Genomic DNA, 23,158 nt, shown 5'->3' on the forward strand with positions numbered 1-23,158 from the left:
GCGCCCCGGCCCGGCCCATCACTTTCCGTCACGTTGGCATTCGTGTATGCGGAACTTTCCGCCACGGATGAATAACGTGTCACTCTTTCCCTGGCAACAGAGGGTCGAATCTGCGCGGTTTTTGGCGAAGTGCCGGATTCGACGTCCCATTTGCTCCGTTTGTCCAGCGTACGATGTGAGGCAACGGTGGGTTGTGAGCCCGTGGAACACATCATGCGCTCCCCGTAAGCCTGTTGTTGCGGTGCCGACGACGACTTTCTCCCGCCCTTTTCTGTCACATGATCGGGCCCCTTCCGGTCTATTCAGCGGACGTGAATGGAGAGATCGTGACGCTCGGTGAACAGAGACCGTGTAGTGGCCACCCATGTAGTGCATCGTGTGACACCTTCGTGTCACACGGTCGGGGGCTGCCCGTAAATGACCTCTGACCGGCGGAACGCGGACGCCGAGCCGTCCCCCTCAGCACCAAGCCTCGACGAGGCGGCCTCCGCCTTCGTCGAACTTCAGCCACGCCTGTTCGGCATCGCGTACCGCGTGCTCGGCAGCGCCGTCGAGGCCGAGGACGTGGTGCAGGAGGTGTGGCTGCGCTGGCAACGGACCGACCGCTCCGCGGTGCTCAGCCCGGCCGCCTTCCTCTCCACCACGACGACCCGGCTGGCCATCAACGTCGCACAATCCGCCCGGGTGCGCCGGGAGACCTACATCGGGCCATGGCTGCCCGAACCCGTGGACACGAGCGCGGACCCCGAGGCGGGCGTCCAGCGGACGGAGGCCGTGGAGTTCGCCCTGCTGCTGGTCCTGGAGCGGCTGAACCCCACGGAACGCGCGGCCTACGTCCTGCGCGAGGCGTTCGACTACGCCTATCCGGAGATCGCCGAGATACTCCGGCTCAGTATCGTCAACGTCCGCAAGATCGTCAGCCGGGCCCGCAGACATGTGATGGAGAAGCCCCGCGGGACCGTCGACGCCGGGGAGCACCAGCGCCTCCTGGAGACCTTCGTCTCGGCGTCCCGGACGGGGAACCTCGCTCCGCTGGAAGCGCTCCTCGCCCCGGACGTCGCGGACCGCCTGGCCGAACGCGGCGGCCCGCACGGGGCGGCCCCCACGGTCCGCGACGGGGTCTGCGCCGCCGGTCCGTCGCGGACGACGGACGCGGGCGCATGAAGGGCTCGCGGAGCCGTCAGGATCCGAGGGTGCCGACCGGGCGGGTCGGATGGTTCCAGGGCCGGAGCTTGTCGGGGTTGAGGACGATCCAGGCCTGCGAGACGCGGTGGTCGGCGACGTCCAGGCTGATGACCGCCACCACCCGGCCCTCGTAGCGGGCCACCAGACCGGTGCGGCCGTTCACGGAGTGGGCGGACAGGGCCACCCGCTGGCGGTGCGAGAGCAAGGTCAGCAGACTGCGCGCGACCGCCTCGGCGCCGTGCACCGGCCGGACCAGTGCCCGGATCTTCCCGCCACCGTCGAAGAACGCCGTGGCGTCCGGACACATCAGCGACGCCAGCCGCACCACGTCGTCGCCCGCGCAGGCCGCGTGCACCGCGCGCGCCACCGCGTCCTGCTCCTGCGGTGTCACCGGATGCGACCGGCAGGCCCGGATCGTCAGGCGCGCACGATCGGCGAGCTCGGCGCATTCCGGCTCCGACCGCCCCACCACGTCCGCCACGGCGCCCAGCGCCATCCCGAAGCAGTCGTTGAGCACGAACGCCGCCCGCTCCACGGGCGACAGCGCGGCCAGGGCCGTCAGAAGGACCTCGCCGATCTCCTGCTCCAGCTCGGCACCCACGCCCGGCCGTTCCGTGTCCGTCACCGGCGGGACGGTTCCCCCCGCGGACGTGGCCAGCCGCGCCAGACAGATCGCGCCGACCGTCTTCACGAGCCACGCCCCGGGCGGATCGATCGACCGGCGGACCGCCTCCGGCAGCTCGAACCACCGGCGGTAGGCCTCGTCGACGACCGCCTCGGCCTCCGCCGTGCCACCCACCATCCACAACGCCACGTCCAGCAAGTGCCGACGTTCGTCCAGCAGCTCCGCGATCGGCACCGCGTCACCGGAGAAATCCATGACCCCCGACCTCCCTCGCCCACCACACCGACATGGCACCGAATTCCGGTCCTAGTGGTGAGACCAGGTCCGTGCGGACCTTGTGACATTGAGCCCACGCGCCGGCCGCCGGCGGAGCTGTCCGCGCGCCGGTCCACCCCCGTGAACAGGGCGCGAAACTCCCTTCCGCATTACCGCGCAGACGGCGCACGTCACACTTTCGCCGCGTGATCGGTCGTATTGCTGGAAGGTGCACGAGAGTGCCGACCCGCGACCCGCCATGGGTGAAACATGAATGGTGACAGGAACATGGACGGTGACAGCCGGCCCCCCGATTCGGAACGACCGCCGGACCGGGGGGTGAAAGTCGCCGAATGGGTCGGCGAACGACTGGGCGTCGACAGACGTACCAGATCGTCCGGGATGCGGAAGGCATTCCCCAGCCATTGGTCCTTCATGCTGGGGGAGATATCCCTCTACAGCTTCTTCATCCTCGTCCTGACAGGGGTGTACCTGTCGCTGTACTTCCATCCGTCGATGACGCCGGTGGAATACCACGGCAGTTACGCACCGCTGCAGGGCCAAATGGTGTCCGAGGCCTTCGACTCGACGATGCGCATCTCCTTCGAGGTGCGCGGCGGCCTGCTGATCCGCCAGGCCCATCACTGGGCGGCGCTGATCTTCGTCGCCAGCATGTTCGCCCACATGCTCCGGGTGTTCTTCACCGGTGCGTTCCGCAAGCCGCGCGAGCTCAACTGGGTGCTCGGCTTCTCCCTGCTGGTCCTGGGCATGTTCGAGGGGCTGACGGGCTACGACCTCCCGGACGACCTGCTCTCCGGGACCGGACTCATGGTCGTGAACGGCACCATCCTCTCGATACCGGTCGTCGGGACCTACCTGTCGATGTACCTCTTCGGGGGCGAGTACCCGGGCAAGGACCTGATCGCGCACTTCAACACGCTCCACGTCGTGGTGATCCCCGCCCTCATGGCGGGCATCCTCGTCGCCCACCTGGTCCTGGCGCGCCGTCACCGGCGCGCGCAGTACCCGGGGCCCGGACGTACCGAGCGGAACGTGGTCGGCCTGCCCTTCCGGGTCTACGCCGTGAAGTCGGGAGCGTACTTCCTCCTGGTCAGCGGGGTCGTCCTCATCATCGCCTCGACCACGCAGATCAACCCCATCTGGCTGTACGGCCCCTATAGGCCCGACCAGGTCACCGCCGGTTCACAGCCCGACTGGTACATGGGTGTGCTCGACGGTCTGCTGCGCGTCATGCCCGGCTGGGAGGTCGTCTTCCTGGGCCACACCCTGGCGCTGGACAACCTCGTGCCGCTGCTGGCGGGCGCCGGGCTCTTCCTCGCCCTGGGCGCCTACCCGTTCGTCGAGGCATGGGTCACCAAGGACGGCAACCGCGACCACCACATCCTCGACCGGCCCCGCAACCGGCCGGTGCGCACCGCCCTGGGCGCGGCGTGGGTCAGCGTGTACGCGGTGGCGCTGCTGGGCGCCGCGAACGACGTGATCTCCATCCGCCTGCACATGTCGGTCAACGCCGTGACGTGGGCCGTCCGCATCGGCCTGTTCGTCGTGCCCTTCGTGGTGTACGTCGTGACCAAGCGCTGGGCGCTCGCCCTCCAGCGCAGCGACCGCGACAAGGTGCTGCACGGCCGCGAGACCGGGATCATCAAGCGCCTGCCGGACGGCGAGTACGTCGAGGTCCACCAGCCGCTGGGCCGCGAGCAACTCCACCTCCTCACGCAGCACGAGCAGTACGCGCCCCTCCGCTTGTCCCCGGACGGCAGGGCCGGCCGTGTGGAGCGGCTGCGGGCCCTGCTCAGCCGGGGCCTGTACGGGAAGGGAACGCAGATTCCCAAGCCCACCGTGCGGGAATTCGAGGAGATCAACCACGACCACGGTGAGAAGAACATCGTCCACTGAGGTGTCACATATTCAGCCGGTCCTTTGTCATAAAGGCGAAGGAAGTGCACGATAGTGCCGAACTTGGGAGTTCGACAATGAGCAAGCCCGTCCTCGAGCCTGCGGCTCAGGAAATCGCGGACGCGACGGCGAAGCCGCCATTCCTCTACGAGCTCGGTCCGGAAGGCGCCCGCAAGGTCCTCGACGACCTGCAGGCGGCGCCGGTCGAGAAGTACGACGTCCAGGAAAAGTGGATCACCGTGCCGGCCGAGGTGGGTGAGGTGCGGGTGCGCGTCGTCAAGCCCGTGGGCGCGGAGGAGGTCCTGCCCGTCGTGCTGTACGTGCACGGTGGCGGGTGGGTGCTCGGCAACGCGGGCACGCACGACCGGCTCGTGCGCGAGCTGGCGGTCATGGCGCACGCCGCGATGGTGTTCGTGGAGTACGACCGCTCGCCCGAGGTCCGGTACCCGGTCGCGATCGAGCAGGCGTACGCGACGGCCCGCTGGGTCACCGAGAACAGCGCGGACGAGGGCCTGGACGCCTCGCGCATGGCCGTCGCCGGCGACTCCGTCGGCGGCAACATGACCGCGGCGCTGACGATCATGGCGAAGCGGCGCGGCGACGTGACCTTCGTCCACCAGTCGCTCTACTACCCCGTGACCGACGCGGCCCAGGACACCGGCAGCTACCGGGAGTTCGCAGACGGCCCGCACCTGACCGCGAAGGCCATGGCCTGGTTCTGGGACTGCTACACCACCGACCCGGCGCAGCGGGCGGAGATCACCGCCTCGCCGCTGCGGGCGAGCCTGGAGGACCTCCAGGGCCTGCCGCCGGCGCTGGTCATCACCGACGAGAACGACGTGCTGCGCGACGAGGGCGAGGCCTACGCCCGCAAGCTCACGCTGGCCGGCGTGCCCACCACCAGCGTCCGCTACAACGGCACCCTGCACGACTTCATGATGCTCAACCCCGTCCGTTCCACGCAGGCGACCACCGCCGCCATGGAGCAGGCGACCCGCGCGCTGCACACCGCGCTGCACACCAACTGAGTTCCCCCACCGCCGGAGCGCGGGGCCGGGCCACTGCGCCGCCCCTGCCCGCGGGCCTCCCCGAGAAGCGCCCGCACCGGTGATTCCCGGTGGTCGCGGACCCGGACGTCCCCGGTTGCCGGCCGCGAGCCACCTCTCTCAGACGTGCGGCGCATCCCGCCGCACCCTCCACCGGACCTCGTTCCCGGGGCCCGGATCGCACAACCATCTCCCGCCTCGAAAGGGCCTTCCTGTGAACCGTCATGCCCGTTACCGGACCCTCCGCACCCCGCTCACCGTCATGGCGACGGTGACCGTCGCAGCCGGTCTGCTCGCCGCGACCATGGCCCCCGCCAGCGCCACCAAGGGCGGGCACGGCGCACCCTCGCACCACCGCAAGCCGACCGTGGTCCTGGTCCACGGCGCGTTCGCCGACTCCTCCAGCTGGAACGACGTCGTCAAGAAGCTGGAGCACGACGGCTACCCCGTGGTGGCGGCGTCCAATCCGCTGCGCGGGCTGGCCGGCGACGCCGCGTACGTCCGGGAACTGGTGGACAGCATCGACGGGCCCGTGGTCCTGGCCGCCCACTCCTACGGCGGCGCCGTGATCTCCAACGCCGCCTACGGCTCCGACAAGGTCAAGGCCCTCGTCTACCTGGCCGCCTTCATGCCCGACAAGGGCGAGAACGCCTTCGACCTGTCGCTGAAGTTCGAGGGCAGCACGCTCGGCGACGCGCTGAAGCAGGTGCCGGTGACGATGCCCGACGGTTCCAAGGGCGTCGACCTCTACATCGACCAGGCCAAGTTCCACCACCAGTTCGCCGCGGACGTCCCCGCGCACACCGCGGAGATCATGGCGGCCACCCAGCGCCCCGTGTCCGGCGGCGCGCTGTACGAACCCTCCGGCGAGCCCGCGTGGAAGACCATCCCCTCGTGGACCCTGGTGGCCTCCAACGACCGGAACATCCCCCGCGAGCTCCAGGTCTTCATGGCCAAGCGCGCCAAGTCCCACGTGGAGGAGGTCCGTTCGTCCCACGCGGTGAGCGTCTCCCACCCGAAGGAGTCCGCGCGCATCATCGAGGAAGCCGCGCGCTCGGTCCGCTGACCGCCGGCCCGGTGACCCCGCGGGGCGGGGGGGGGGGGCGGGCGCCGCCCCGCCCCCCCCCCCCCCGGGCCCCCCCCGCGGGGGGGGCGGCGCACGATGCGCCGCCCCGCCCGCCGTTCGTGGCCTCCCGGAAATTCGGTTGCCTGACGGCCCTCAGGTCGAACATCATCTCGGCCATGGATCTGTAACCAGTGGCGCACGTGCGGAATGAAGACGGGTTCGACTCACTCCCCGTCAGGTTCCGGCGTGCCGTTCGAAGCCCGCATCGTGTGATCAGTGCGGGCTTCCTTCACACGACGTGCTGTGCCACGTCGCGCCGGCCGGTGTGCTCCGCTCTCGGACGCCGGCCTCACGCCACTGGATCCGGGGGAGTTCACAGCGCCGCGACGCGCTCCCTGACGCCTCCTCCGTCAGCCCTGGAGTTCGCCGAAGCCATGAACGAGGTCCGCAGTATCCGTGTGTCCGCTGAAAGCGGCGGTTCCGACGCCGACCGGAAAGCGCTGTGGGTGATCAGGGAGCTCTGCCTGCCCGCCATCGTCACGGCGTGCGTGTCGTGCAGGTCCACGCGCCACCGTCCCAGCGGCAAGTTCCGCGTGAACGCGAGCGGCAAGCTCCTCGACGTCTGGATGCTGATCTGCTGCGAGCTGTGCGGCCGTACGTCGAAGATCCCCGTCCACGAGCGCGTCCACGTGCAGGCACTCGACCATGAGCGGCTGCTGATGTTCGAGAACAACGATCCGGCCATGGTGCGGCATCTGATGATGGACGGGGCGCCGGTCGGAAGGGCCGGGTACCGGCTCGACTGGACCGGCACATGGGAGCTGGAGACCGACATGCCGTTCTACGACATCGAGCGGGACGATCCGACGTCGTTCGAGGTCGTCGTCGGTTTCGACCTCCCTGCGCCCATCAGGGTCGAGAAGCTGCTCATGACCGGGCTCGGCCTGAGCCGATCCGCCGTGAGGGCCATGGTGGCCTCCGGGCGGCTACGCCTGCCTCTGGCCGTCGACGCCAAGGCACGCGCAGACTTCACCTTCTTCGTCACCGCCACCCCACCGCCTCCGCGCGACGTGGCAGCGGGTCACAGGGCCTAGGGTCGCGGCGCCGACCGCTCCGCGCACCGGTCCGGCCGGTCGGTGCGCGGAGCATGGACATCACCGGCGCCGGCGTCGAGGATGGCCACCCACAACACGTCAAGATTTCTGCCCGGTGATGGAGTCGGTGCGGGGCGCGTGCCCCCTCTCCGCGCCACCACTGGACGGTTTCAGGCGGCTTCCACGGGACGGCACATCCGGGCACCGGCGTCCCAGGTGGGCCGTCCCGCCGGGCAGCGAAAGGGAATCGCCGTGCCCTCGGCGAACTACCGTTCCCTGCTGCGTACCCCCGGGGCCGCGGCCTTCTTCCTGCCCGCATCGCTCGGACGCGTCGGCATCGCGATGACCGGCCTCAGCATCGTCTGGCTCGTGCACAGCCGTACCGGCACCTTCGCCGCGGCCGGCCTGGTCGGCGGCGGATTCGCGGTGACCGACGCGCTCGTGGCGCCCCAACTGGCCCGGCTGGTGGACCGGTTCGGGCAGACCCGGGTCCTGCCGCCCGCACTGCTCGCCCACGCCCTCGCGGTGGCCGTCCTCGTGTCCCTGGTCGCCGCCGACGCCTCCGACGCCCTCATGACGCTGGGCGGTGCGCTGGTCGGGGCCAGCCTTCCCCAGCTCAGCGCGATGTCCGCGGCACGCTGGGCGGCGCTGCTGCGCACCGACCGGGCCGCGGAACTGCCCACCGCTTTCGCGCTGGAGTCGATCGGCAACGCGGTGGCCTACCTCGTGGGCCCGGTGCTGGTCAGCGCACTCGCCGCGGCCGGACATCCCGCGGTCGGCACGGTACTGGCCGCCTCCTTGTCGGTGGCCGGCGGCCTGGTCCTCGCGGCGCAGCGCGGCAGCGCGCCCCCGCCGGCGGCCGACAGCGCCGTACACGCCGGTGCGGGCCGGTCGTTGCTGTGCGGCGCGGTCTTCGTACTGATGGGGCTCAACCTCGCTCTCGGTGTGTTCTTCGGCGCCATGCAGGTGTCGGTGACCGCCTTCGCGGTGGAGCACGGCGCACCGGGCGCCGCAGCCGTGGTCTTCACCGTCTCCAGTTGCAGCGGTCTGCTGGCCGGTTGGGTGTACGGGTCGCGCCGGTGGGGCGCCACGCCCCCGGTGCAACTGCTGGCGGCGACCAGTGTGCTCCTGCTCGGCACGCTGCTGCTGCCCACGGCCGGCTCACCGTTCGGGCTCGGCTTGGTCGTCCTCCTGACCGGTGCCACGATCCAGCCCCTTCTGGTGCTCTTCTCCGTGCTCACCGAGTCGACCGTCCACCGGGCCGTCCTGACCCAGGCGTTCTCCTGGCTCGGCTCGGCCAGCGCTGCGGGTTCGGCCGCCGCGGCGGCGGTCTCCGGCTGGGCGATCGACTCAGCCGGGGCACGTGGCGGCTTCGCGGTCACCACCGCGGCCGCCGCCGCGATGACCCTCCAGAGCCTCGCGGGCCTGCGTCTCCTGCGGACGGGGAAGGGACAGCCGGCACGTGCGGAGCCGACGGCGAACTGAGGGCGGGAACCTTCAGCCGCGTACGACGCGGATGCCGGCCGTCGCCACCGCGCGGTCGATCAGTGCGGTGAGGCTGACGGCCGGTGCGGACGCCAGCGCGTCGCCCGCGAGCGCGCCCACGTCCACCGCCGGCGTCCGCCCGCCCAGCGGATGCGTGAACCCGGTGAAGACCCAGCGGCCGCCCACGGGCGAGGCCGAGTCCTCGCACCACGCCCAGCGTGCGCCGTGCACGCTGATCAGGAACTCCGCGAGGCAGGCCACCAGCAGCATGTGGAGCTCGACCCACTCCTCCCGGTCGAGGAGCGCGGGGATCTCCCGGGCCAGGCGTGCGTCGAGGACGCGCACCGCGGTCCCCGGGTCCGTCCGCAGGAGATCGGGAGCATGACCGAGACCGGCCAGGAGGTCCCCGGTGCGGCCGCGGCACGCGGCGGCCCACTCGTAGACATCGACCAGGGCGACGGCATCGGCATTCATGCAGGCAGGCATATCAGAGCGGACTCGACGGGCAGCACGGTGCCCCCGCCGCCGCTGCCAGGCGATATCCCGTTGTCGGCTTGCAGGAGGCCGCGAGAGCATCCGGGCATGGACGAGCCCGCCGAGATCCTCCGCTCCGACCAGGTCGAACTGCGCCGCTGGCGCACCGATGACCTCGACGCCCTGGACCACGCCATCCACGAGTCCCTTGACCACTTGGTGCCCTGGATGCCCTGGGCCGCCGGCCACGGCAGAAAGGACACCGCGGGCTTCCTTGCCCGCAGCCAGGACGAGTGGGGGAGCGGTGAGGCGTACGCCTACGCGATCACGTCGGAGGACGTGGTGATCGGCAGTTGCGGCCTCCACCGCCGCATCGGTGCGGGGGGCCTGGAGATCGGGTACTGGCTCCACCCCCGGTGGACCGGACGGGGACTCGCCACGGCGGCCGCCGCGGCCCTCGTCGGCCAGGGCTTCGGCCTGACCGGCATCGACCGGCTGGAGATCCACCACGACGCCGCCAACGCCGCCAGCGGAGCCGTCGCCCGCCGCCTCGGCTTCACCGAGATCGCACGCGTACCGGAACCGGAAGGCCCCTCCGCTCCCGGCGAGGTGGGGATCGAGGTCGTCTGGCGGATGACCGCGGACCAGTGGAGTGCGTCCCTGCCGGGTCGCGCGCTCTGAGTACGCGGAGGTCACCGTGCGCGCCCGGGACGGTCGGTCAGGACGCCCGGGAGGATCGGTCAGGAATGGAGAAGCCTCCGCGAGCGGGCCGCGGCTAGCGTGACGGCCATGGACATCACCATTCACTGGACCTTCCTCCCGCACACCGACCCCGAGGCCTCGCTGGCCTTCTACCGCGACACCCTCGGCTTCAAGGTCCGCAACGACGTCGGCTACGGCGACATGCGCTGGATCACCGTCGGCCCCGCCGACCAGCCCGGCACGTCGATCGTCCTGGAGCCGCCGGCCGCCGACCCGGCCATCACGGAGGACGAGCGCCGCACCATCACCGAGATGATGACCAAGGGCACCTACGCCCGTCTCACCCTGGCGACGCCCGACCTCGACGGTGTCTTCGAGCGGCTCGTGGCCGGCGGCGCCGAGGTCGTCCAGGAGCCGGCCGAGCAGCCGTACGGGATCCGCGACTGCGCCTTCCGCGACCCCGCGGGCAACACGATCCGCTTCAACGAGGTCCGCTGACCGCCCCGTGATCCCCGCTCCCGCGCCGCCCCCCGGCGGGAACCCGGCCCCCACCCGGTCCGTTCGCCGGGGACCGGGCCGAAGCGGAGCGGGGCGGCCCGGCGGACGGTTACGGTGGCCGCGCCCCGCCGCCGCGGGGGGACCGGACATACTTGACCGAAGCCGGTCAGATCGAGCCAGGCGACGCCGACGGAGACCGCGAGAGCGGCCGCACACGCACGAGACAGATGGAGAGACGACACACATGGCCAAGAAGGCGGACGCGCAGTCGCCTGCGCCGCACGTTGCCGACAGCCACGATCTGATCCGCGTGCACGGCGCGCGCGAGAACAACCTGAAGGACGTCAGCATCGAGATCCCGAAGCGCCGGCTCACGGTGTTCACCGGAGTCTCCGGCTCGGGCAAGAGCTCCCTGGTCTTCAACACGATCGCCGCGGAGTCGCAGCGGCTGATCAACGAGACCTACAGCGCCTTCGTCCAGGGCTTCATGCCGACACTGGCCCGCCCCGAGGTCGACGTCCTCGACGGGCTGACGACCGCGATCACCGTCGACCAGCAGCGGCTGGGGGCGGACCCCCGCTCCACCGTCGGCACCGTCACCGACGCCAACGCCATGCTGCGCATCCTCTTCAGCCGGCTCGGCACCCCGCACATCGGCCCGCCCAGTGCCTACGCCTTCAACGTCCCCTCCGTCCGGGCCAGCGGTGCGATCACCGTCGAGCGCGGCACGAGCAAGGCCGAGAAGGTCACCTTCACGCGCACCGGCGGCATGTGCCCGCGCTGCGAGGGCCGGGGCACGGTCTCCGACATCGACCTGAGCCAGATCTTCGACGACTCCAAGTCGCTCAACGAGGGCGCGATCACCGTCCCCGGCTACAAGGGCGGCGGCTGGAACGCCCGGCTCTACGCCGAGTCCGGCTTCTTCGACCCCGACAAGCCGATCCGCACGTTCAGCAAGCAGGAGCTGCACGACTTCCTGCACCGCGAGCCGACCCGCATGAAGATCGCGGGCATCAACATGACCTACGAGGGACTGATCCCGCGGGTCCAGAAGTCGATGCTCGCCAAGGACAAGGAGGCGATGCAGCCGCACATCCGCGAGTTCGTGGACCGCGCCGTCGCCTTCACCACCTGCCCGGAGTGCGACGGCACGCGGCTCAGCGAGGGCGCCCGGGAGTCGAAGATCGCCGGGATCAGCATCGCCGACGCCTGCGCGATGCAGATCAGCGACCTGGTCGCATGGGTGCGCGCCCTGGACGAGCCCTCGGTGGCGCCGCTGCTCACGAAGCTGCAGCACACCCTCGAGTCGTTCGTGGAGATCGGACTCGGCTACCTCTCGCTCGAACGGCCGTCGGGCACGCTTTCGGGCGGTGAGGCGCAGCGCGTCAAGATGATCCGCCACCTCGGCTCCTCGCTCACCGACACCACCTACGTCTTCGACGAGCCCACCACCGGTCTGCACCCGCACGACATCCAGCGGATGAACGGCCTGCTGCTGCGCCTGCGGGACAAGGGCAACACGGTGCTCGTCGTGGAGCACAAGCCGGAGACGATCGCCATCGCGGACCACGTCGTCGACCTCGGACCCGGCGCCGGCACGGCAGGCGGCACCGTCTGCTTCGAGGGCGACATCGAGGGGCTGCGGAGCAGCGGCACCATCACCGGCCGCCACTTCGACGACCGCGCCTCCCTGAAGGAGACGGTGCGCAAGCCCACCGGCAACCTGGAGGTCCGCGGGGCCACGGCGCACAACCTGCGCGACGTCGACGTCGACGTCCCGCTCGGGGTGCTCACCGTCATCACCGGCGTCGCGGGCTCGGGCAAGAGCTCCCTCGTGCACGGGTCGATCCCCGCCGGTGCCGGGGTGGTGTCGGTCGACCAGAGCCCCATCCGCGGCTCACGCCGCAGCAACCCGGCGACGTACACCGGACTGCTCGACCCGATCCGCAAGGCGTTCGCCAAGGCCAACGACGTGAAGCCCGCGCTGTTCAGCGCCAACTCCGAGGGCGCCTGCCCCACCTGCAACGGAGCCGGCGTGGTCTACACGGACCTGGCCATGATGGCGGGCGTCGCCAGCACCTGCGAGGAGTGCGAGGGCAGGCGGTTCCAGGCCTCGGTGCTGGAGTACCACCTCGGCGGGCGCGACATCAGCGAGGTGCTCGCGATGTCGGTCACCGACGCCGAGGAGTTCTTCGGCGCCGGCGATGCGCACACGCCCGCCGCGCACCGCATCCTCGGCCGGCTCGCCGACGTCGGGCTCGGCTACCTCAGCCTCGGCCAGCCGCTCACCACGCTGTCGGGCGGTGAGCGGCAGCGGCTGAAGCTGGCCACGCACATGGGCGACAAGGGCGGCGTCTACGTCCTCGACGAGCCGACCGCCGGCCTGCACCTCGCCGACGTCGAGCAATTGCTCGGTCTGCTGGACCGTCTCGTCGACTCCGGCAAGTCCGTCATCGTCGTCGAGCACCACCAGGCGGTCATGGCGCACGCCGACTGGATCATCGACCTCGGCCCCGGCGCAGGCCACGACGGCGGGCAGATCGTCTTCGAGGGCACCCCGGCGGACCTCGTCGCCGCCGGCTCCACCCTCACCGGCCGGCACCTGGCCTCCTACGTCGGCGCCTGACGCGCGGCGGGGGCCGGGGGCGATCACGCCCCGGCCCCCGTGTCGTCACACACCCCGCGCACCGCGGGAGCCGCCTCAGTAGCGGGCGCCGTGGGCCCGCAGGAGCGGGGAGGGCATGGACGGGCGGCCGTCGACGCTCGCCCCGGCGAACTGGAGCATCGGCGCGAGCGTCGCGTTGTTGTGGGCGGGGAAGTTCAGCGACGGCGTCGACACGTCGTCGAGCACACCGCGCTGGGCCTGGGTGAGGCTGACGTCCAGGGCCCGCAGGTTGGCCTCGAACTGGTCCATGCGCCGTGCGCCGATGAGGGTGGACGTGACCCCGGGGCGGCCCTGCACCCAGGCCAGCGCGACGGCGGCGGGGTCGGCGTCCGCGTCGGCGGCGACGGCGTGGAGCGCGTCGATGACCTTGTAGTCGGCCTCGCCGGGGGCGCCGACGAGCTGCGTGCGCGCGGTGTCCACCGGCCCGGTGGAGGAGCTGGAGTACTTGCCGGACAGGAACCCGCTGCGCAGCGGCCCCCACGGCATCACGCCCATGCCGAGGGCCTCGGCCATGGGGATCAGCTCGCCCTCCGAGGTGCGTTCGAGCAGGGAGTACTCCAGCTGCAGCGCGACGACCGGGGCCCATCCGCGGAAGCGCGCGATGGTGGCGGCCTCGGCCGTCGCCCACGCCGGTACGTCGGAGAACCCGATGTAGCGCACCTTGCCGTCGCGGACCAGGTCGTCCAGCGCTCGGAGGGTCTCCTCGACGGGCGTGGCCGGGTCGAAGTTGTGGAGCCAGTAGATGTCGACGTAGTCGGTCTGCAGGCGCCGCAGGGAGTTCTCCAGCTGTTGCACGATCGCCTTGCGGCCGGGTCCGCCGCCGTTGGGGTCGTTCTCGTAGAGGTTGCCGAAGAACTTGGTGCCGAGCACGACCCGGTCGCGCAGCGCGGACCGGCCGGCGAAGTAGTCGCCGACGATCTTCTCGGAGTGTCCGTTGGTGTAGATGTTCGCGGTGTCGATCGAGTTGCCGCCGCGGTCGAGGTAGGCGGCCAGGATGTTCGCGGACTCCTCGGGGCTGCAGCCCCATCCGTGATCCTCACCGAAGGTCATCGTGCCCAGGGTGAAGGGGCTGACGCGCAGTCCCGAGCGGCCGAGCGTGACGTAGGAATCGAGCGACATGACGGGGCATCCTCACGGAGAACGGGGTGGGGGAGACCGCGCAGGCCGTCCCCTGGTGCTCCTCCATTCGACCCCGCCACCTGGTGTTCTCCTAGACCGATCGGCGCGGATCGTTGCACGATCCGCTCAGCCTCGCCCGGATCGTCCGTGCGCCCGTCGCCATGATGTGGTCCACTGGGAAGGTGCGTCACCTGGAAGAGATCGGCGAGCGGATCACGCGTCTCGCCTCGGGGAGCCCGCGGCCGCGGTGGGTCGAGGGAACGGTCGTGTTCGCGAGCGACCGCGTCACCGAACCGATGGGCACGGTCAACGAGCCGATGATGGCGCTGACGGTCCAGGGAGCGAAGCGCTCGGTCCTGGGTGACCGCATCTTCGACTACCGGGCGGGCCAGTACCTGGTCGCGACCGTGGAGCTGCCCCTGACCTCGCAGATCAGCCGCGCCTCGGCCACCGAGCCGTTCCTCGGGTTCGGGCTTCCGCTGCGGCCGGCGATCATCGCGCAGCTGCTGCTGGAAGCCGCCCCTGTCCCGGCCCGCCCGTACGAGGGGCCCGGCCTGGCGACCAGCGATGCCGACGACCGGCTGCTGGACGCGGTCCTCCGGCTGCTGCGCCTGCTGGACGAGCCCCGGGACGTGCCCGTACTGGCACCCGGGGTGCGACGCGAGATCCACTGGCGGCTGCTGAACGGGCCGCAGGGAGCGTTGATCCGGCAGATCGGACGCGCCGACAGCCGCATGTCGCTCGTGGCCCGCGCGATCGACTGGATCAAGGCCCACTACGACCAGGTCATCCGGATCGACGACGTCGCCCGGGAGGTGGGCGTGAGCGTCTCCTCGCTGAACCGGCACTTCCGCGCGGTGACCGCCATGAGCCCGCTGCAGTTCCAGAAGCAACTCCGGTTGCAGAAGGCCCGCTTGAGACTCATCGCGGCACCGGACGACGTCGCCGCGGTCGGTCACGCCGTCGGGTACGACAGCCCCTCGCAGTTCAGCCGCGAGTACCGCCGCATGTTCGGCGCCCCGCCGGGCCAGGACGCCGCTCGCCTGCAGACCGCGGCGGTGGTCCAGGAGTAGACGCCGCCGTCAGTCGCCCCACGCGTCTGCGGACCTGCCCGAATCGAAGAAGCGGTCCCTCGCGCACCGGATCTTGCCGTCCTCGAGACAGACGGTCGACACGATGTCGTGAGCCTCCAGGGAATTTCCCTCTCCATCAAGGAGTTCGTCGGTCCGGCGCACGGAAACGACGTCTCCGTCGGCCTGTATGTGACGCACATCCATACGGAAGCCGCTCGCGCGGAAGGTCTCGAGGGCGCGGCGCAGGTCGTCGAGGAGGGCGTCCAGGCCGTCCACGGGATGGTCGTTGAAGATGACGGACTGCCAGTTGACGTCGGGATGGAGAAATTGGCGACAGGCGGCTACGGCATCGTCATAGGTGGGTCCGAATTCCGCACAGAAATTCCGGACCGTCTCCACGGGCGATGCATGGCTCATGTCCTACATTCCTTCGTGATCGGAGTCGTCCGGCGCCCCGAGTGTTTCAGAAAAGCGACGGCCCGCTCCACGAGCCTGTCCCTCCCAACAGGTAGGCGCAGCCTCCTGCAAGCGGGCTCGCACCCCGGCCCCCGTGCCGGCACGGCACAATCAGCCCGTGGCAACCGGGAGGGCCCGGATTGGGGGAGGGTGCGCTGTGATGGTTCGTCATCGTCCGGTGGGGAGGCGCTCGATGGCCCGACGCGCCACCGGGCTTCTGGGGCTGCTGGCGGCCGCAGCGGTCGTGCTGGCGGCGGTCCTGCTGTCCCCGTTCGTGCTGGAGGGGATCTCCGGCTCGCGGGGCGTGGACTGGGACCGGCTGGGCCAGGTCGGTGCCGCGTACGGCTTCACCTCGGCGATCGTCTCGGCACTCGCGCTGGCCGGTGTCGCGGTGTCGCTGATCGTCCAGAACCGGCAGGCCAGGGCCGAGCAGATCCAGGGGATCCGCGGCTACTACCTGGAGCTGGCCCGGCTGGAGCTCGACGACATGGCACTGTTCCAGCCCGTCTGGGGTGCGACGGACATCGCCGATCCGGACGGGCGGAAACGGCACGTCTACGCCGACCTGATGATGAACTACGCGTGGATGGGCTACGAGATCGGGACGATCCCCGAGGGCCTGCTGCGGGACATGCTGGCCGGGATGTTCACCGGGGAAGCGGGGCGCGACTACTGGAGCAGGGCCCGCGCCTCGTGGATCGCCCGCTCGTCCGGGAGCCGTGCGGGCCGTCGTTTCCTGGGCGTCGTCGGCGAGGAACTCGCCCGGGCCGTCGCCGCCGGGCCCGGCGTGCCCGCTCCTCGGGCTCCTGGGGCACCGCGCCGGCGATCGGCCGTGTCCGGCCCCCTGATCGGCCTGGGTACCGGTCTGGCCCTGGGAGCGCTCCTGCGGGGCCGACGCTGAAGGCCGTCCCCGGGTGCCGCCCCGGGCGCCTGCCGGGCGATGGTGTGGTGCCGCGCGTCCTGATCGCCGTCCTGGCAGGATGGGCGGCATGGAACGTGTGCTGGGAATCGGTGGTTACTTCATGCGGGCGGCCGACCCCGCGGCCCTGAACGCGTGGTACCGCGACTGCCTGGGCCTGGACGCCGATGAGCACGGTCTGTGGCGTCCGGAGGCCGGGCCGACGGTGTTCGCCACCTTCGAGTCCGGGACCGACTACTTCGGGTCCCGCACTCAGCAGACCATGCTGAACTTCCGGGTCCGCGACCTGGACGCCATGCTCGCGCAACTGCGTGGCAAGGGCGCCGACGTGGCCGAGGAGACGCAGGACATGGACGGCGTCGGCCGATTCGGCTGGGTCACCGATCCCGAGGGCAACCGCATCGAGCTGTGGCAGCCCGCCTGACCGCGGGGTCCCTCACCGGTCGTCGCCCGTGGCCTGGCCGGGGAGGAGACCGGAGCTGCGGAGGCCGCTCAGGGCCTCGGCGACGGCGGTCATGCGATCGGCGACGTCCGCGAGTTCGCGGCGCAGTTCGATGACGCGCCGCTCCAGCGCCACGGCCTGGGCGGTGAGCGCCGCGGCGGTGGCGGAAGTGTCGGGGTGGTGGTCGGCGGATCGGGTCATCACAGGGCCTCCGGGCCGAGTTGCAGCGCGGAGACGCTGAGTTCGAGCCGCGCCTTGTCGCTGAGCAGCACGCCCCCGGTCTCCAGGGGGACGTTCCAGTTGAGGCCCCAGTCCGAACGCCGGAGGACGGCCGAGCCCTCGAAGCCGACCCGCCGCTGCCCGTCGGTGTCGCGGGCGGTGCCGCCGTAGTCGAGGTCGATGTGCAGCGGCAGCTCGACGTCCTTGATCCTGAGGTTCCCCGTCATGCGGAAGCGGTCCTCGTCCAGCGGGACGACCGCGGTGGAGCGGAAGACCATGAGGGGGAACGTCGCCGAGTCCAGGAAGTCGGGGCCGGTGATGTGGGAGTCCCGCGCCCGGACGCCGGTGTCCAGGCTGCCGGTCTGCACGCTCACGTGGGCCTCCGAACGCGCCGGATGGAGCGTGTCGAGCCGGAGGAACCCCTCGAACGCGGTGAATCTGCCCCGCACGTTGGTGACCATGGCGTGCCGGACGGAGAAGCCGACCGCGCTGTGGACCGGGTCGATGACGTACGCACCGGTCAGTTCCTCGTGCGGACGGCAACCGGGGACGGTGGTTTCCGCGCAATTCCTGGGCATGGCGGGTCGACCTCTTCGTACGGGTGGGTCGGGGACGGTTGCGGTGGCCCCCACCGCGGCAGGGGCCACCCGCGGGGGACTACCGCTGCTGCTGGGCGAACCAGTCGGCGAAGCGGGTCGCGGCGAGCTGTGCGCCGGCGCCGGGGACGAGGGAGTCGTCCTGCAGCTCGGACCCGTAGTACCGGGCGTGCGGGTCAGCGACGACCTTGCGGGGGTCGTTCTGGGCGGTGAGCACGTCACGGACCAGCTCGTCGAACCGGAACACGTCCGGGCCGGCGATCTCCACCACGCCGTTCAGGGGCGTGCCGGCCGCGGTGCGGGCGACGGCCGTGGCCACGTCGTCGGAGTAGATGGGCTGGAACTTCACGGGCGCGATGTGCACCGTGTCGCCCTCGGTCCCCGCGTCCGCGATGCCGTTCACGAACTCGAAGAACTGCGTGGCGTGGACGATGGAGTACGGGATGCCCGACGCCTTGATCAGCTCCTCCTGGGCCAGCTTGGCGCGGAAGTAGCCGTTCTCCGGGAGCCGGTCGGTGCCGACGATGGAGAGCGCGACGTGGTGGGCGACACCGGCCTCGGCGTTCGCCTCCATGAGGTTGCCGGTGCAGGTGCGGAAGAAGTTCATCACGGCGTCGTCCTCCCACGAGGGAGAGTTGGAGACGTCGACCACGACCTGCGCGCCCTGCAGGACCTCGGCGAGACCCTCGCCGGTCAGGGTGTTGACGCCGGTGTTGGGGGAGGCCGCGACGGCCTCGTGCCCGTGCGCGTTGAGCTTGCTGACGACCTTCGAGCCGATCAGCCCGGTTCCGCCGATGACTACGACCTTCATGATGGGGTCCTCTCGGATGTTCTCGTGCGTGACGCGCAAGGCGCGGTGCGGCGCCCACCGGCACCGGCCGGTGTCTCTTCGCTGGGAAAGACCGGGCAGCGGAGCCGTTTGTGACAGGGGCCCGGCACGCCGGGCCCCTGATCGCTCACAGGACGCGTCCGGTCCTCACTCGACGAGCTTGCCTTCGGTGGAGACCTCCTGCATCAGGGCGGTGATCTCCTCGGGGATGGCCGGGATGCTCTCCCGGGTGACGCCGGTCTTCGGGGACCAGACGAGGTTGACCCGCAGCGCGGGATCCTGCGCCGGGTAGTCGCTGCGGTTGTGGCAGCCGCGGGTCTCACGCCGCTCCAGCGCCGATTCCAGCGTGGCACGCGCCGCCAGGGCCGCCGACTTGAGGTCGAAGGCGTGCGCGAGGTCCTGGAAGCCGGCGATGTCGGGATGGACACCGACGGACTCCATCCGCTTCTCGATGAGGTCGAGTTCCGCCAGACCGGCCCGCAGGCCCTCCTCGTCGCGCACCACGCCCGCGTGCTCGGTCATGGTGTTGCGGATGGCGCGCTGCAGGGCGCGGACGTTCTCCGGCCCGTCCGCCGCCACCAGGTCGTCGACCTCGGCGCGGGCCTGCGCCACCGCCGCCGCCGAGCGCGGCTGCGAGGTCAGTCCCAGCGAGTAGGCGGCGGCCGCCTGACCCGTGATGCGACCGAAGACCAGCAGCTCGATGAGGCTGTTGCCGCCCAGGCGGTTCGCGCCGTGCAGGCCGCTGGACGCCTCGCCGATGGCGTACAGGCCGCGGACGTCGGTGCTGTGGTCCTCCGGCCGCACCCAGACGCCGCCCATCGAGTAGTGCGCGGTGGGCGCGATCTCGATCGGGTCGCGGGTGATGTCCAGCATCTGCAGGTCCAGCAGCGTTTGGTAGACCCGGGGGAGCCGGTTCATGATGGTCTGGCGCGGCAGGTGGGAGACGTCCAGCCACACGGCTCCCTTGGGGGTGCCGCGGCCCTCCTTGATCTCCGTGTACGAGGCGAGGGCGACGCGGTCGCGGGTGGACAGCTCCATCCGCTCGGGGTCGTAGCGGCTCATGAACCGCTCCCCGAGCGCGTTGCGCAGGATGCCGCCCTCACCGCGGGCGGCCTCGCTGACGAGCGTGCCGGCCGCGTTCTCCGGCTCGATGATGCCGGAGGGGTGGAACTGGACGAGCTCGGCGTCGCGCAGCCGCGCGCCGGCCTCCACGGCCAGACGGAACGAGTCACCGGTGTTCTCGTCGCGCCGGGAGGAGGTGCGCCGCCAGATCCGGGTGTGGCCGCCGGCCGCGAGGATGACGGCGTCGGCGTGGATGAGGTAGTGCGTGCCGTCGGTGAGGTCGAAGCCGTACGCACCGAACACGGCGCCGTCGTGTTCGAGGATGCGGGTGATGTAGACGCCGTCGAGCACCGGGATGTCGAGCTGCTCGGCCCGCCGCACGAGCGTGCGCTGGATCTCCAGGCCGGTGTAGTCGCCGGCGAAGGCGGTGCGGCGGTACTTGTGCGCGCCGAAGAAGCGCTGCGAGATCCGGCCGTCCTCCTCCCTGGCGAAGGCCATGCCGTACCGCTCCAGGTCGTCGATGCCCAGGGCCGCACCCTGGGTGACGATCTCCACGGTGCGGGGGTCGGCCAGCAGGTAGCTCTCCTTCAGCGTGTCCGCGGCGTGCTGCTGCCAGCTGTCCTCGGGGTCCATCGTGGCGAGCGCGGCGTTGATGCCTCCGGCCGCCAGGGCCGTGTGGGCGTCGTCCTTGGGCCGCTTGCCGACCGCGAGGACGTCGACACCGGCCTCCGCCAGTTCGATCGCCGCTCGCAGTCCTGCTCCTCCGGTGCCGATCACCAGCACCATGGTCGAAATGTGTCGTTCAGTGAGGGCCACGGTCTGCTCCGATCGACTTGGTTGTCACTCAGTACGACCGGGCGGTCAAGCCATCTGTGACACCGGTTCCCGCCTGCCGGGCAACGCCTGGCAGGGTGTCCGAAAGGGCGTGGGACGACCGGGGCACCCGGCCGTCCCACGCCCACGGGGCCGGGTCGTCAGGCGACGACGCGGTCCAGGGGCACGTCCGGGTCGGCGAGGCGCGCGTCGTCGATCGCGGCGCGCGAGGTGATCAGGTCGCGGACCGGCTCGACGACGTCCCACACGTTGACGTTCATGCCGGCCAGGATGCGGTTCCCCGACATCCAGAAGGCGATGAACTCCCGTGCCGCCCGGTCCCCGCGGAAGACGACGCGGTCGTAGCCGCCGGGCTCCACGTAGCCGGTGTACTCCATGCCCAGGTCGTACTGGTCGGTGTAGAAGTACGGCAGCCGGTCGTAGACGGCGTCCTCGCCGAGCATGGCCTGTGCGGCGGTGGCCGGCTGGTTGAGCGCGTTGGCCCAGTGCTCGACGCGGATGTGGCGGTCGAGGAACGGGTGGTAGGCGTTGGCGACGTCGCCCGCGGCGAAGACGTCCGGTGACGAGGTCCGCAGGTGCGCGTCGGTGACGACGCCGTCGCGCACCTCCAGCCCGGCCGCCTCGGCGAGCTGGACGTTGGGGGTGATGCCGACACCCACGACCACGGCGTCCGCGGGGAGGTGGGTGCCGTCGGCGAGCTGCACCCCGTCGGCGCGGCCGCCGGTGCCGGTGATGCGCTCCACCGTCACGCCGTGGCGCAGCACCACGCCGTGGTCGGTGTGCAGGCCCGCGAAGACCTCGGCGGCCTCGCGCCCGAGGACCCTGAGCAGCGGCAGCTCCTCGTGCTCCAGCACCGTCACCTCCGCCCCGGCCTGCTTGGCGGCGGCGGCGGTCTCCAGGCCGATCCACCCGGCGCCGATGACGACGATCCGCGCGCCCGCGGTGAACGCCTCCTTGAGCCGCTCGCTGTCGCCCACACGGCGCAGGTACAGCACGTTGTCCAGGTCCGCGCCGGGGACGGGCAGGCGGCGCGGGGTCGAACCGGTGGCCAGGAGCAGCTTCGTCCACGGCATGCGGCGCCCGCCGTCGAGCTCCACCTCCTTGGCGCCGGCGTCGAGGCCGGTCACCGTCGTGCCGAGCATCAGGTCGACGTCGTGCTTGTCGTACCACTCGTCGGGATGCACGAAGATCGAGTCGCGCGTCTCCTTGCCGAGCAGATAGCCCTTCGAGAGCGGCGGGCGGACGTAGGGCTTGTCCCGTTCGTCGCCGATGAGGACGAGCCGGCCGTCGTAGCCGTTCTCCCGCAGAGCCTCCGCCGCCTTGCCCGCGGCCAGACCGCCTCCGACGATCACGAAAGTGTTCTCAGGGGACACAATGCACCTCATCTCGGATGTCGCATGCTGCGAACCGTGTACGGAGAGTCAACCACCAGACCGCTCGGCACTCCGTCGTGTGACACAGCCGGTCGTGTCGCCCGGCCTCCGGGCGGGCGCCCTGTCACGACGTCAGGGGTGTTCCGGTCATACAGCTGATCGAAGGATGCCCGGGGCAGCCGGCCCGCCGGTGACCGTCCCCGCAGCGACCGAGGAGCAGAAGGTGGCCTACGTCATCGCGCAGCCCTGCGTCGACGTCAAGGACCGGGCCTGCGTCGCCGAGTGTCCGGTGGACTGCATCTACGAGGGCGGCCGGACGCTCTACATCAACCCCGTCGAGTGCGTGGACTGCCGTGCGTGCGAGCCCGTGTGCCCGGTCGAGGCGATCTTCCGCGAGGACGACCTCCCGGAAGAGTGGGCGCGCTACAGGGAGGTCAACGCCGAGTACTTCGAGCCCACTTCGGGCTCTGTCGGGCACGGCAGGCCGCTGGTCGGCGACGGGGACCACGCCTTCGTGGCCCGGTTGCCGCCGCAGCGGTCCCGCAAGAAGGACATCGCCCTCTTCGCCATCGGCAAGGAGGAGGCGGAGGAGGCCGACCTGTGGTTCCCGTCGTGACGGCCCCGGGCGGCGAGCGCCGGTGATTCCCTTCGCCCGCGGCCGGCTGCGGAACGCAAGGCCCGCGCGGCACGGCCCCCGCGTGGTCGAAGTCGGCCCCCAGGGCCTCGAACGCGCCGTGGCCATGCACCTCAGGTGCTCGGCCCGCACCCTGTGGAGCCGGTACCACCGCGCGATGGGCGATCCCCGTTCCTACCTGCGCACCCTGCTGTCCAGGCCCGGGGCCGTGCACCTGGCCGTGCAGCAGCCGGCCGGCGACATCGTGGCCGTGGGCCACCTGATGCCGGACCGCGGGAACGCGGAGGCGGCGCTGCTCGTCGAGGACGCGTGGCAGAACAGCGGGCTCGGCAGCCGCCTGCTGCGCGACCTCGGGCACCGTGCCGTCGGCGCCGGGTGGAAGGAGGTCTACGGCCTCGTCCTGCCCGGCGACGAGAAGATCCCCGCGATCCTGTCGCACACCTCCGTCCCCCTCCACACCCTGTACGAGCAGGGCGTGACGACCGTCTGGGCGGAGACCGGCGACATAGCGGCCGCGGAGGCGTCCACCGACGCCGCCGCGCGGTGACCCCGCGCGGCGCGGGCGGCACCAGGGGAGTGCCGGATGCGGG

21 protein-coding genes and 2 pseudogenes are annotated in these 23,158 nt (G+C 71.0%); 14 read left to right on the forward strand and 9 right to left on the reverse strand.

The genetic code is table 11. The features are described 5' to 3' along the window. Positions 1–417 precede the first annotated feature (417 nt). Positions 418–1,101 (forward strand): annotated as a pseudogene (locus ACFV3E_RS35065) (sigma-70 family RNA polymerase sigma factor); the annotation flags it as partial. Positions 1,102–1,180: 79 nt separating this feature from the next. Here ACFV3E_RS35065 and ACFV3E_RS35070 read toward each other — a convergent pair. Then, positions 1,181–2,065 carry a sigma-70 family RNA polymerase sigma factor family protein gene (locus ACFV3E_RS35070; RefSeq protein ID WP_500538754.1) on the reverse strand — a complete coding sequence of 295 codons (885 nt, stop codon included), beginning with the start codon at positions 2,063–2,065 and terminating at the stop codon, positions 1,181–1,183. 288 nt (positions 2,066–2,353) lie between these two features. On the opposite strand from ACFV3E_RS35070, the gene qcrB reads away from it, so the two are divergent. From qcrB to ACFV3E_RS35095, 5 genes are all read left to right on the forward strand, one after another. Next, the gene (gene qcrB / locus ACFV3E_RS35075; protein ID WP_500538756.1) at positions 2,354–3,982 is read left to right on the forward strand and encodes a cytochrome bc1 complex cytochrome b subunit; all 1,629 of its coding nucleotides are present in this window, start codon (positions 2,354–2,356) and stop codon (positions 3,980–3,982) included. A 77-nt stretch (positions 3,983–4,059) separates the two neighbouring features. Next, entirely contained in the window at positions 4,060–5,010 is a 951-nt protein-coding gene (locus tag ACFV3E_RS35080; protein WP_500538758.1) for an alpha/beta hydrolase, read from the forward strand. A 232-nt stretch (positions 5,011–5,242) separates the two neighbouring features. Continuing rightward, positions 5,243–6,094, forward strand: a complete 852-nt coding sequence (locus ACFV3E_RS35085) for an alpha/beta fold hydrolase (protein ID WP_500538760.1) — start codon at positions 5,243–5,245, stop codon at positions 6,092–6,094. Positions 6,095–6,552: 458 nt separating this feature from the next. Then, a complete protein-coding gene (locus ACFV3E_RS35090) occupies positions 6,553–7,188 on the forward strand; it encodes a DUF1062 domain-containing protein (protein WP_500538762.1) in 636 nt (211 codons plus the stop codon). A 252-nt stretch (positions 7,189–7,440) separates the two neighbouring features. Continuing rightward, entirely contained in the window at positions 7,441–8,673 is a 1,233-nt protein-coding gene (locus tag ACFV3E_RS35095; RefSeq protein ID WP_500538764.1) for an MFS transporter, read from the forward strand. 12 nt (positions 8,674–8,685) lie between these two features. On the opposite strand, the gene ACFV3E_RS35100 is transcribed toward ACFV3E_RS35095, so the two are convergent. After that, a complete protein-coding gene (locus tag ACFV3E_RS35100) occupies positions 8,686–9,147 on the reverse strand; it encodes a hypothetical protein (RefSeq protein WP_500538766.1) in 462 nt (153 codons plus the stop codon). 108 nt (positions 9,148–9,255) lie between these two features. On the opposite strand from ACFV3E_RS35100, the gene ACFV3E_RS35105 reads away from it, so the two are divergent. The 3 genes from ACFV3E_RS35105 to ACFV3E_RS35115 all read left to right on the forward strand — a co-directional run bounded on the left by ACFV3E_RS35105 (position 9,256) and on the right by ACFV3E_RS35115 (position 12,973). After that, positions 9,256–9,828, forward strand: a complete 573-nt coding sequence (locus ACFV3E_RS35105) for a GNAT family N-acetyltransferase (RefSeq protein WP_500538768.1) — start codon at positions 9,256–9,258, stop codon at positions 9,826–9,828. Between the two features lie 108 nt (positions 9,829–9,936). Continuing rightward, positions 9,937–10,347: a VOC family protein gene (locus tag ACFV3E_RS35110; RefSeq protein WP_500538770.1), complete on the forward strand. Its 411-nt coding sequence runs from the start codon at positions 9,937–9,939 to the stop codon at positions 10,345–10,347. 244 nt (positions 10,348–10,591) lie between these two features. Further along, positions 10,592–12,973: an ATP-binding cassette domain-containing protein gene (locus tag ACFV3E_RS35115; protein WP_500538772.1), complete on the forward strand. Its 2,382-nt coding sequence runs from the start codon at positions 10,592–10,594 to the stop codon at positions 12,971–12,973. A gap of 75 nt (positions 12,974–13,048) precedes the next feature. Here ACFV3E_RS35115 and ACFV3E_RS35120 read toward each other — a convergent pair whose 3' ends face one another. Beyond that, positions 13,049–14,131, reverse strand: a complete 1,083-nt coding sequence (locus ACFV3E_RS35120) for an aldo/keto reductase (protein WP_500538774.1) — start codon at positions 14,129–14,131, stop codon at positions 13,049–13,051. 182 nt (positions 14,132–14,313) lie between these two features. Here ACFV3E_RS35120 and ACFV3E_RS35125 point away from each other — a divergent pair, with 182 nt between their 5' ends. Continuing rightward, positions 14,314–15,204, forward strand: coding sequence for an AraC family transcriptional regulator (locus ACFV3E_RS35125; protein ID WP_500538776.1), 891 nt, complete (start codon positions 14,314–14,316; stop codon positions 15,202–15,204). A 9-nt stretch (positions 15,205–15,213) separates the two neighbouring features. Here ACFV3E_RS35125 and ACFV3E_RS35130 read toward each other — a convergent pair whose 3' ends face one another. After that, entirely contained in the window at positions 15,214–15,621 is a 408-nt protein-coding gene (locus ACFV3E_RS35130) for a nuclear transport factor 2 family protein (RefSeq protein ID WP_500538778.1), read from the reverse strand. Positions 15,622–15,853: 232 nt separating this feature from the next. On the opposite strand from ACFV3E_RS35130, the gene ACFV3E_RS35135 reads away from it, so the two are divergent. Further along, a complete protein-coding gene (locus ACFV3E_RS35135) occupies positions 15,854–16,561 on the forward strand; it encodes a DUF6082 family protein (protein ID WP_500538780.1) in 708 nt (235 codons plus the stop codon). A gap of 88 nt (positions 16,562–16,649) precedes the next feature. Continuing rightward, a complete protein-coding gene (locus tag ACFV3E_RS35140; RefSeq protein ID WP_500538782.1) occupies positions 16,650–17,003 on the forward strand; it encodes a VOC family protein in 354 nt (117 codons plus the stop codon). Between the two features lie 12 nt (positions 17,004–17,015). On the opposite strand, the gene ACFV3E_RS35145 is transcribed toward ACFV3E_RS35140, so the two are convergent. The 5 genes from ACFV3E_RS35145 to ACFV3E_RS35165 all read right to left on the reverse strand — a co-directional run bounded on the left by ACFV3E_RS35145 (position 17,016) and on the right by ACFV3E_RS35165 (position 21,946). Beyond that, positions 17,016–17,222, reverse strand: a complete 207-nt coding sequence (locus ACFV3E_RS35145; protein WP_500538784.1) for a hypothetical protein — start codon at positions 17,220–17,222, stop codon at positions 17,016–17,018. Then, the gene (locus tag ACFV3E_RS35150; RefSeq protein ID WP_500538786.1) at positions 17,222–17,818 is read right to left on the reverse strand and encodes a YceI family protein; all 597 of its coding nucleotides are present in this window, start codon (positions 17,816–17,818) and stop codon (positions 17,222–17,224) included. Before ACFV3E_RS35150 ends, ACFV3E_RS35145 begins: the two co-directional genes overlap by 1 nt. A 79-nt stretch (positions 17,819–17,897) precedes the next feature. Beyond that, positions 17,898–18,647, reverse strand: a complete 750-nt coding sequence (locus ACFV3E_RS35155; protein ID WP_500538788.1) for an SDR family oxidoreductase — start codon at positions 18,645–18,647, stop codon at positions 17,898–17,900. Positions 18,648–18,812: 165 nt separating this feature from the next. Continuing rightward, entirely contained in the window at positions 18,813–20,513 is a 1,701-nt protein-coding gene (locus ACFV3E_RS35160; RefSeq protein WP_500538790.1) for an L-aspartate oxidase, read from the reverse strand. Positions 20,514–20,701: 188 nt separating this feature from the next. Continuing rightward, positions 20,702–21,946 (reverse strand): NAD(P)/FAD-dependent oxidoreductase, encoded by a 1,245-nt coding sequence (locus tag ACFV3E_RS35165; RefSeq protein ID WP_500538792.1) that lies wholly within the window; start codon positions 21,944–21,946, stop codon positions 20,702–20,704. 211 nt (positions 21,947–22,157) lie between these two features. On the opposite strand from ACFV3E_RS35165, the pseudogene fdxA reads away from it, so the two are divergent. Both fdxA and ACFV3E_RS35175 read left to right on the forward strand, forming a co-directional pair. Beyond that, positions 22,158–22,469, forward strand: a pseudogene (gene fdxA / locus ACFV3E_RS35170) (ferredoxin); the annotation flags it as partial. A 163-nt stretch (positions 22,470–22,632) separates the two neighbouring features. After that, positions 22,633–23,115: a GNAT family N-acetyltransferase gene (locus ACFV3E_RS35175; protein ID WP_500538794.1), complete on the forward strand. Its 483-nt coding sequence runs from the start codon at positions 22,633–22,635 to the stop codon at positions 23,113–23,115. The last annotated feature ends 43 nt before the right edge of the window (positions 23,116–23,158 follow it).

The sequence above is a fragment of the Streptomyces sp. NPDC059718 genome (genome assembly GCF_042733315.1).
Taxonomy (GTDB): Bacteria; Actinomycetota; Actinomycetes; order Streptomycetales; family Streptomycetaceae; genus Actinacidiphila.

Excerpts from the sequence above, each read along its gene's own strand:
- ACFV3E_RS35070 (WP_500538754.1), bottom strand. The coding sequence starts at position 2,065 with ATGGATTTCTCCGGTGACGCGGTGCCGATCGCGGAGCTGCTGGACGAA.
- qcrB (WP_500538756.1), top strand. The coding sequence starts at position 2,354 with ATGGACGGTGACAGCCGGCCCCCCGATTCGGAACGACCGCCGGACCGG.
- ACFV3E_RS35080 (WP_500538758.1), top strand. The coding sequence starts at position 4,060 with ATGAGCAAGCCCGTCCTCGAGCCTGCGGCTCAGGAAATCGCGGACGCG.
- ACFV3E_RS35100 (WP_500538766.1), bottom strand. The coding sequence starts at position 9,147 with ATGAATGCCGATGCCGTCGCCCTGGTCGATGTCTACGAGTGGGCCGCC.
- ACFV3E_RS35105 (WP_500538768.1), top strand. The coding sequence starts at position 9,256 with ATGGACGAGCCCGCCGAGATCCTCCGCTCCGACCAGGTCGAACTGCGC.
- ACFV3E_RS35110 (WP_500538770.1), top strand. The coding sequence starts at position 9,937 with ATGGACATCACCATTCACTGGACCTTCCTCCCGCACACCGACCCCGAG.
- ACFV3E_RS35115 (WP_500538772.1), top strand. The coding sequence starts at position 10,592 with ATGGCCAAGAAGGCGGACGCGCAGTCGCCTGCGCCGCACGTTGCCGAC.
- ACFV3E_RS35120 (WP_500538774.1), bottom strand. The coding sequence starts at position 14,131 with ATGTCGCTCGATTCCTACGTCACGCTCGGCCGCTCGGGACTGCGCGTC.
- ACFV3E_RS35130 (WP_500538778.1), bottom strand. The coding sequence starts at position 15,621 with ATGAGCCATGCATCGCCCGTGGAGACGGTCCGGAATTTCTGTGCGGAA.
- ACFV3E_RS35135 (WP_500538780.1), top strand. The coding sequence starts at position 15,854 with ATGGCCCGACGCGCCACCGGGCTTCTGGGGCTGCTGGCGGCCGCAGCG.
- ACFV3E_RS35140 (WP_500538782.1), top strand. The coding sequence starts at position 16,650 with ATGGAACGTGTGCTGGGAATCGGTGGTTACTTCATGCGGGCGGCCGAC.
- ACFV3E_RS35145 (WP_500538784.1), bottom strand. The coding sequence starts at position 17,222 with ATGACCCGATCCGCCGACCACCACCCCGACACTTCCGCCACCGCCGCG.
- ACFV3E_RS35150 (WP_500538786.1), bottom strand. The coding sequence starts at position 17,818 with ATGCCCAGGAATTGCGCGGAAACCACCGTCCCCGGTTGCCGTCCGCAC.
- ACFV3E_RS35155 (WP_500538788.1), bottom strand. The coding sequence starts at position 18,647 with ATGAAGGTCGTAGTCATCGGCGGAACCGGGCTGATCGGCTCGAAGGTC.
- ACFV3E_RS35160 (WP_500538790.1), bottom strand. The coding sequence starts at position 20,513 with ATGGTGCTGGTGATCGGCACCGGAGGAGCAGGACTGCGAGCGGCGATC.
- ACFV3E_RS35165 (WP_500538792.1), bottom strand. The coding sequence starts at position 21,946 with ATGAGGTGCATTGTGTCCCCTGAGAACACTTTCGTGATCGTCGGAGGC.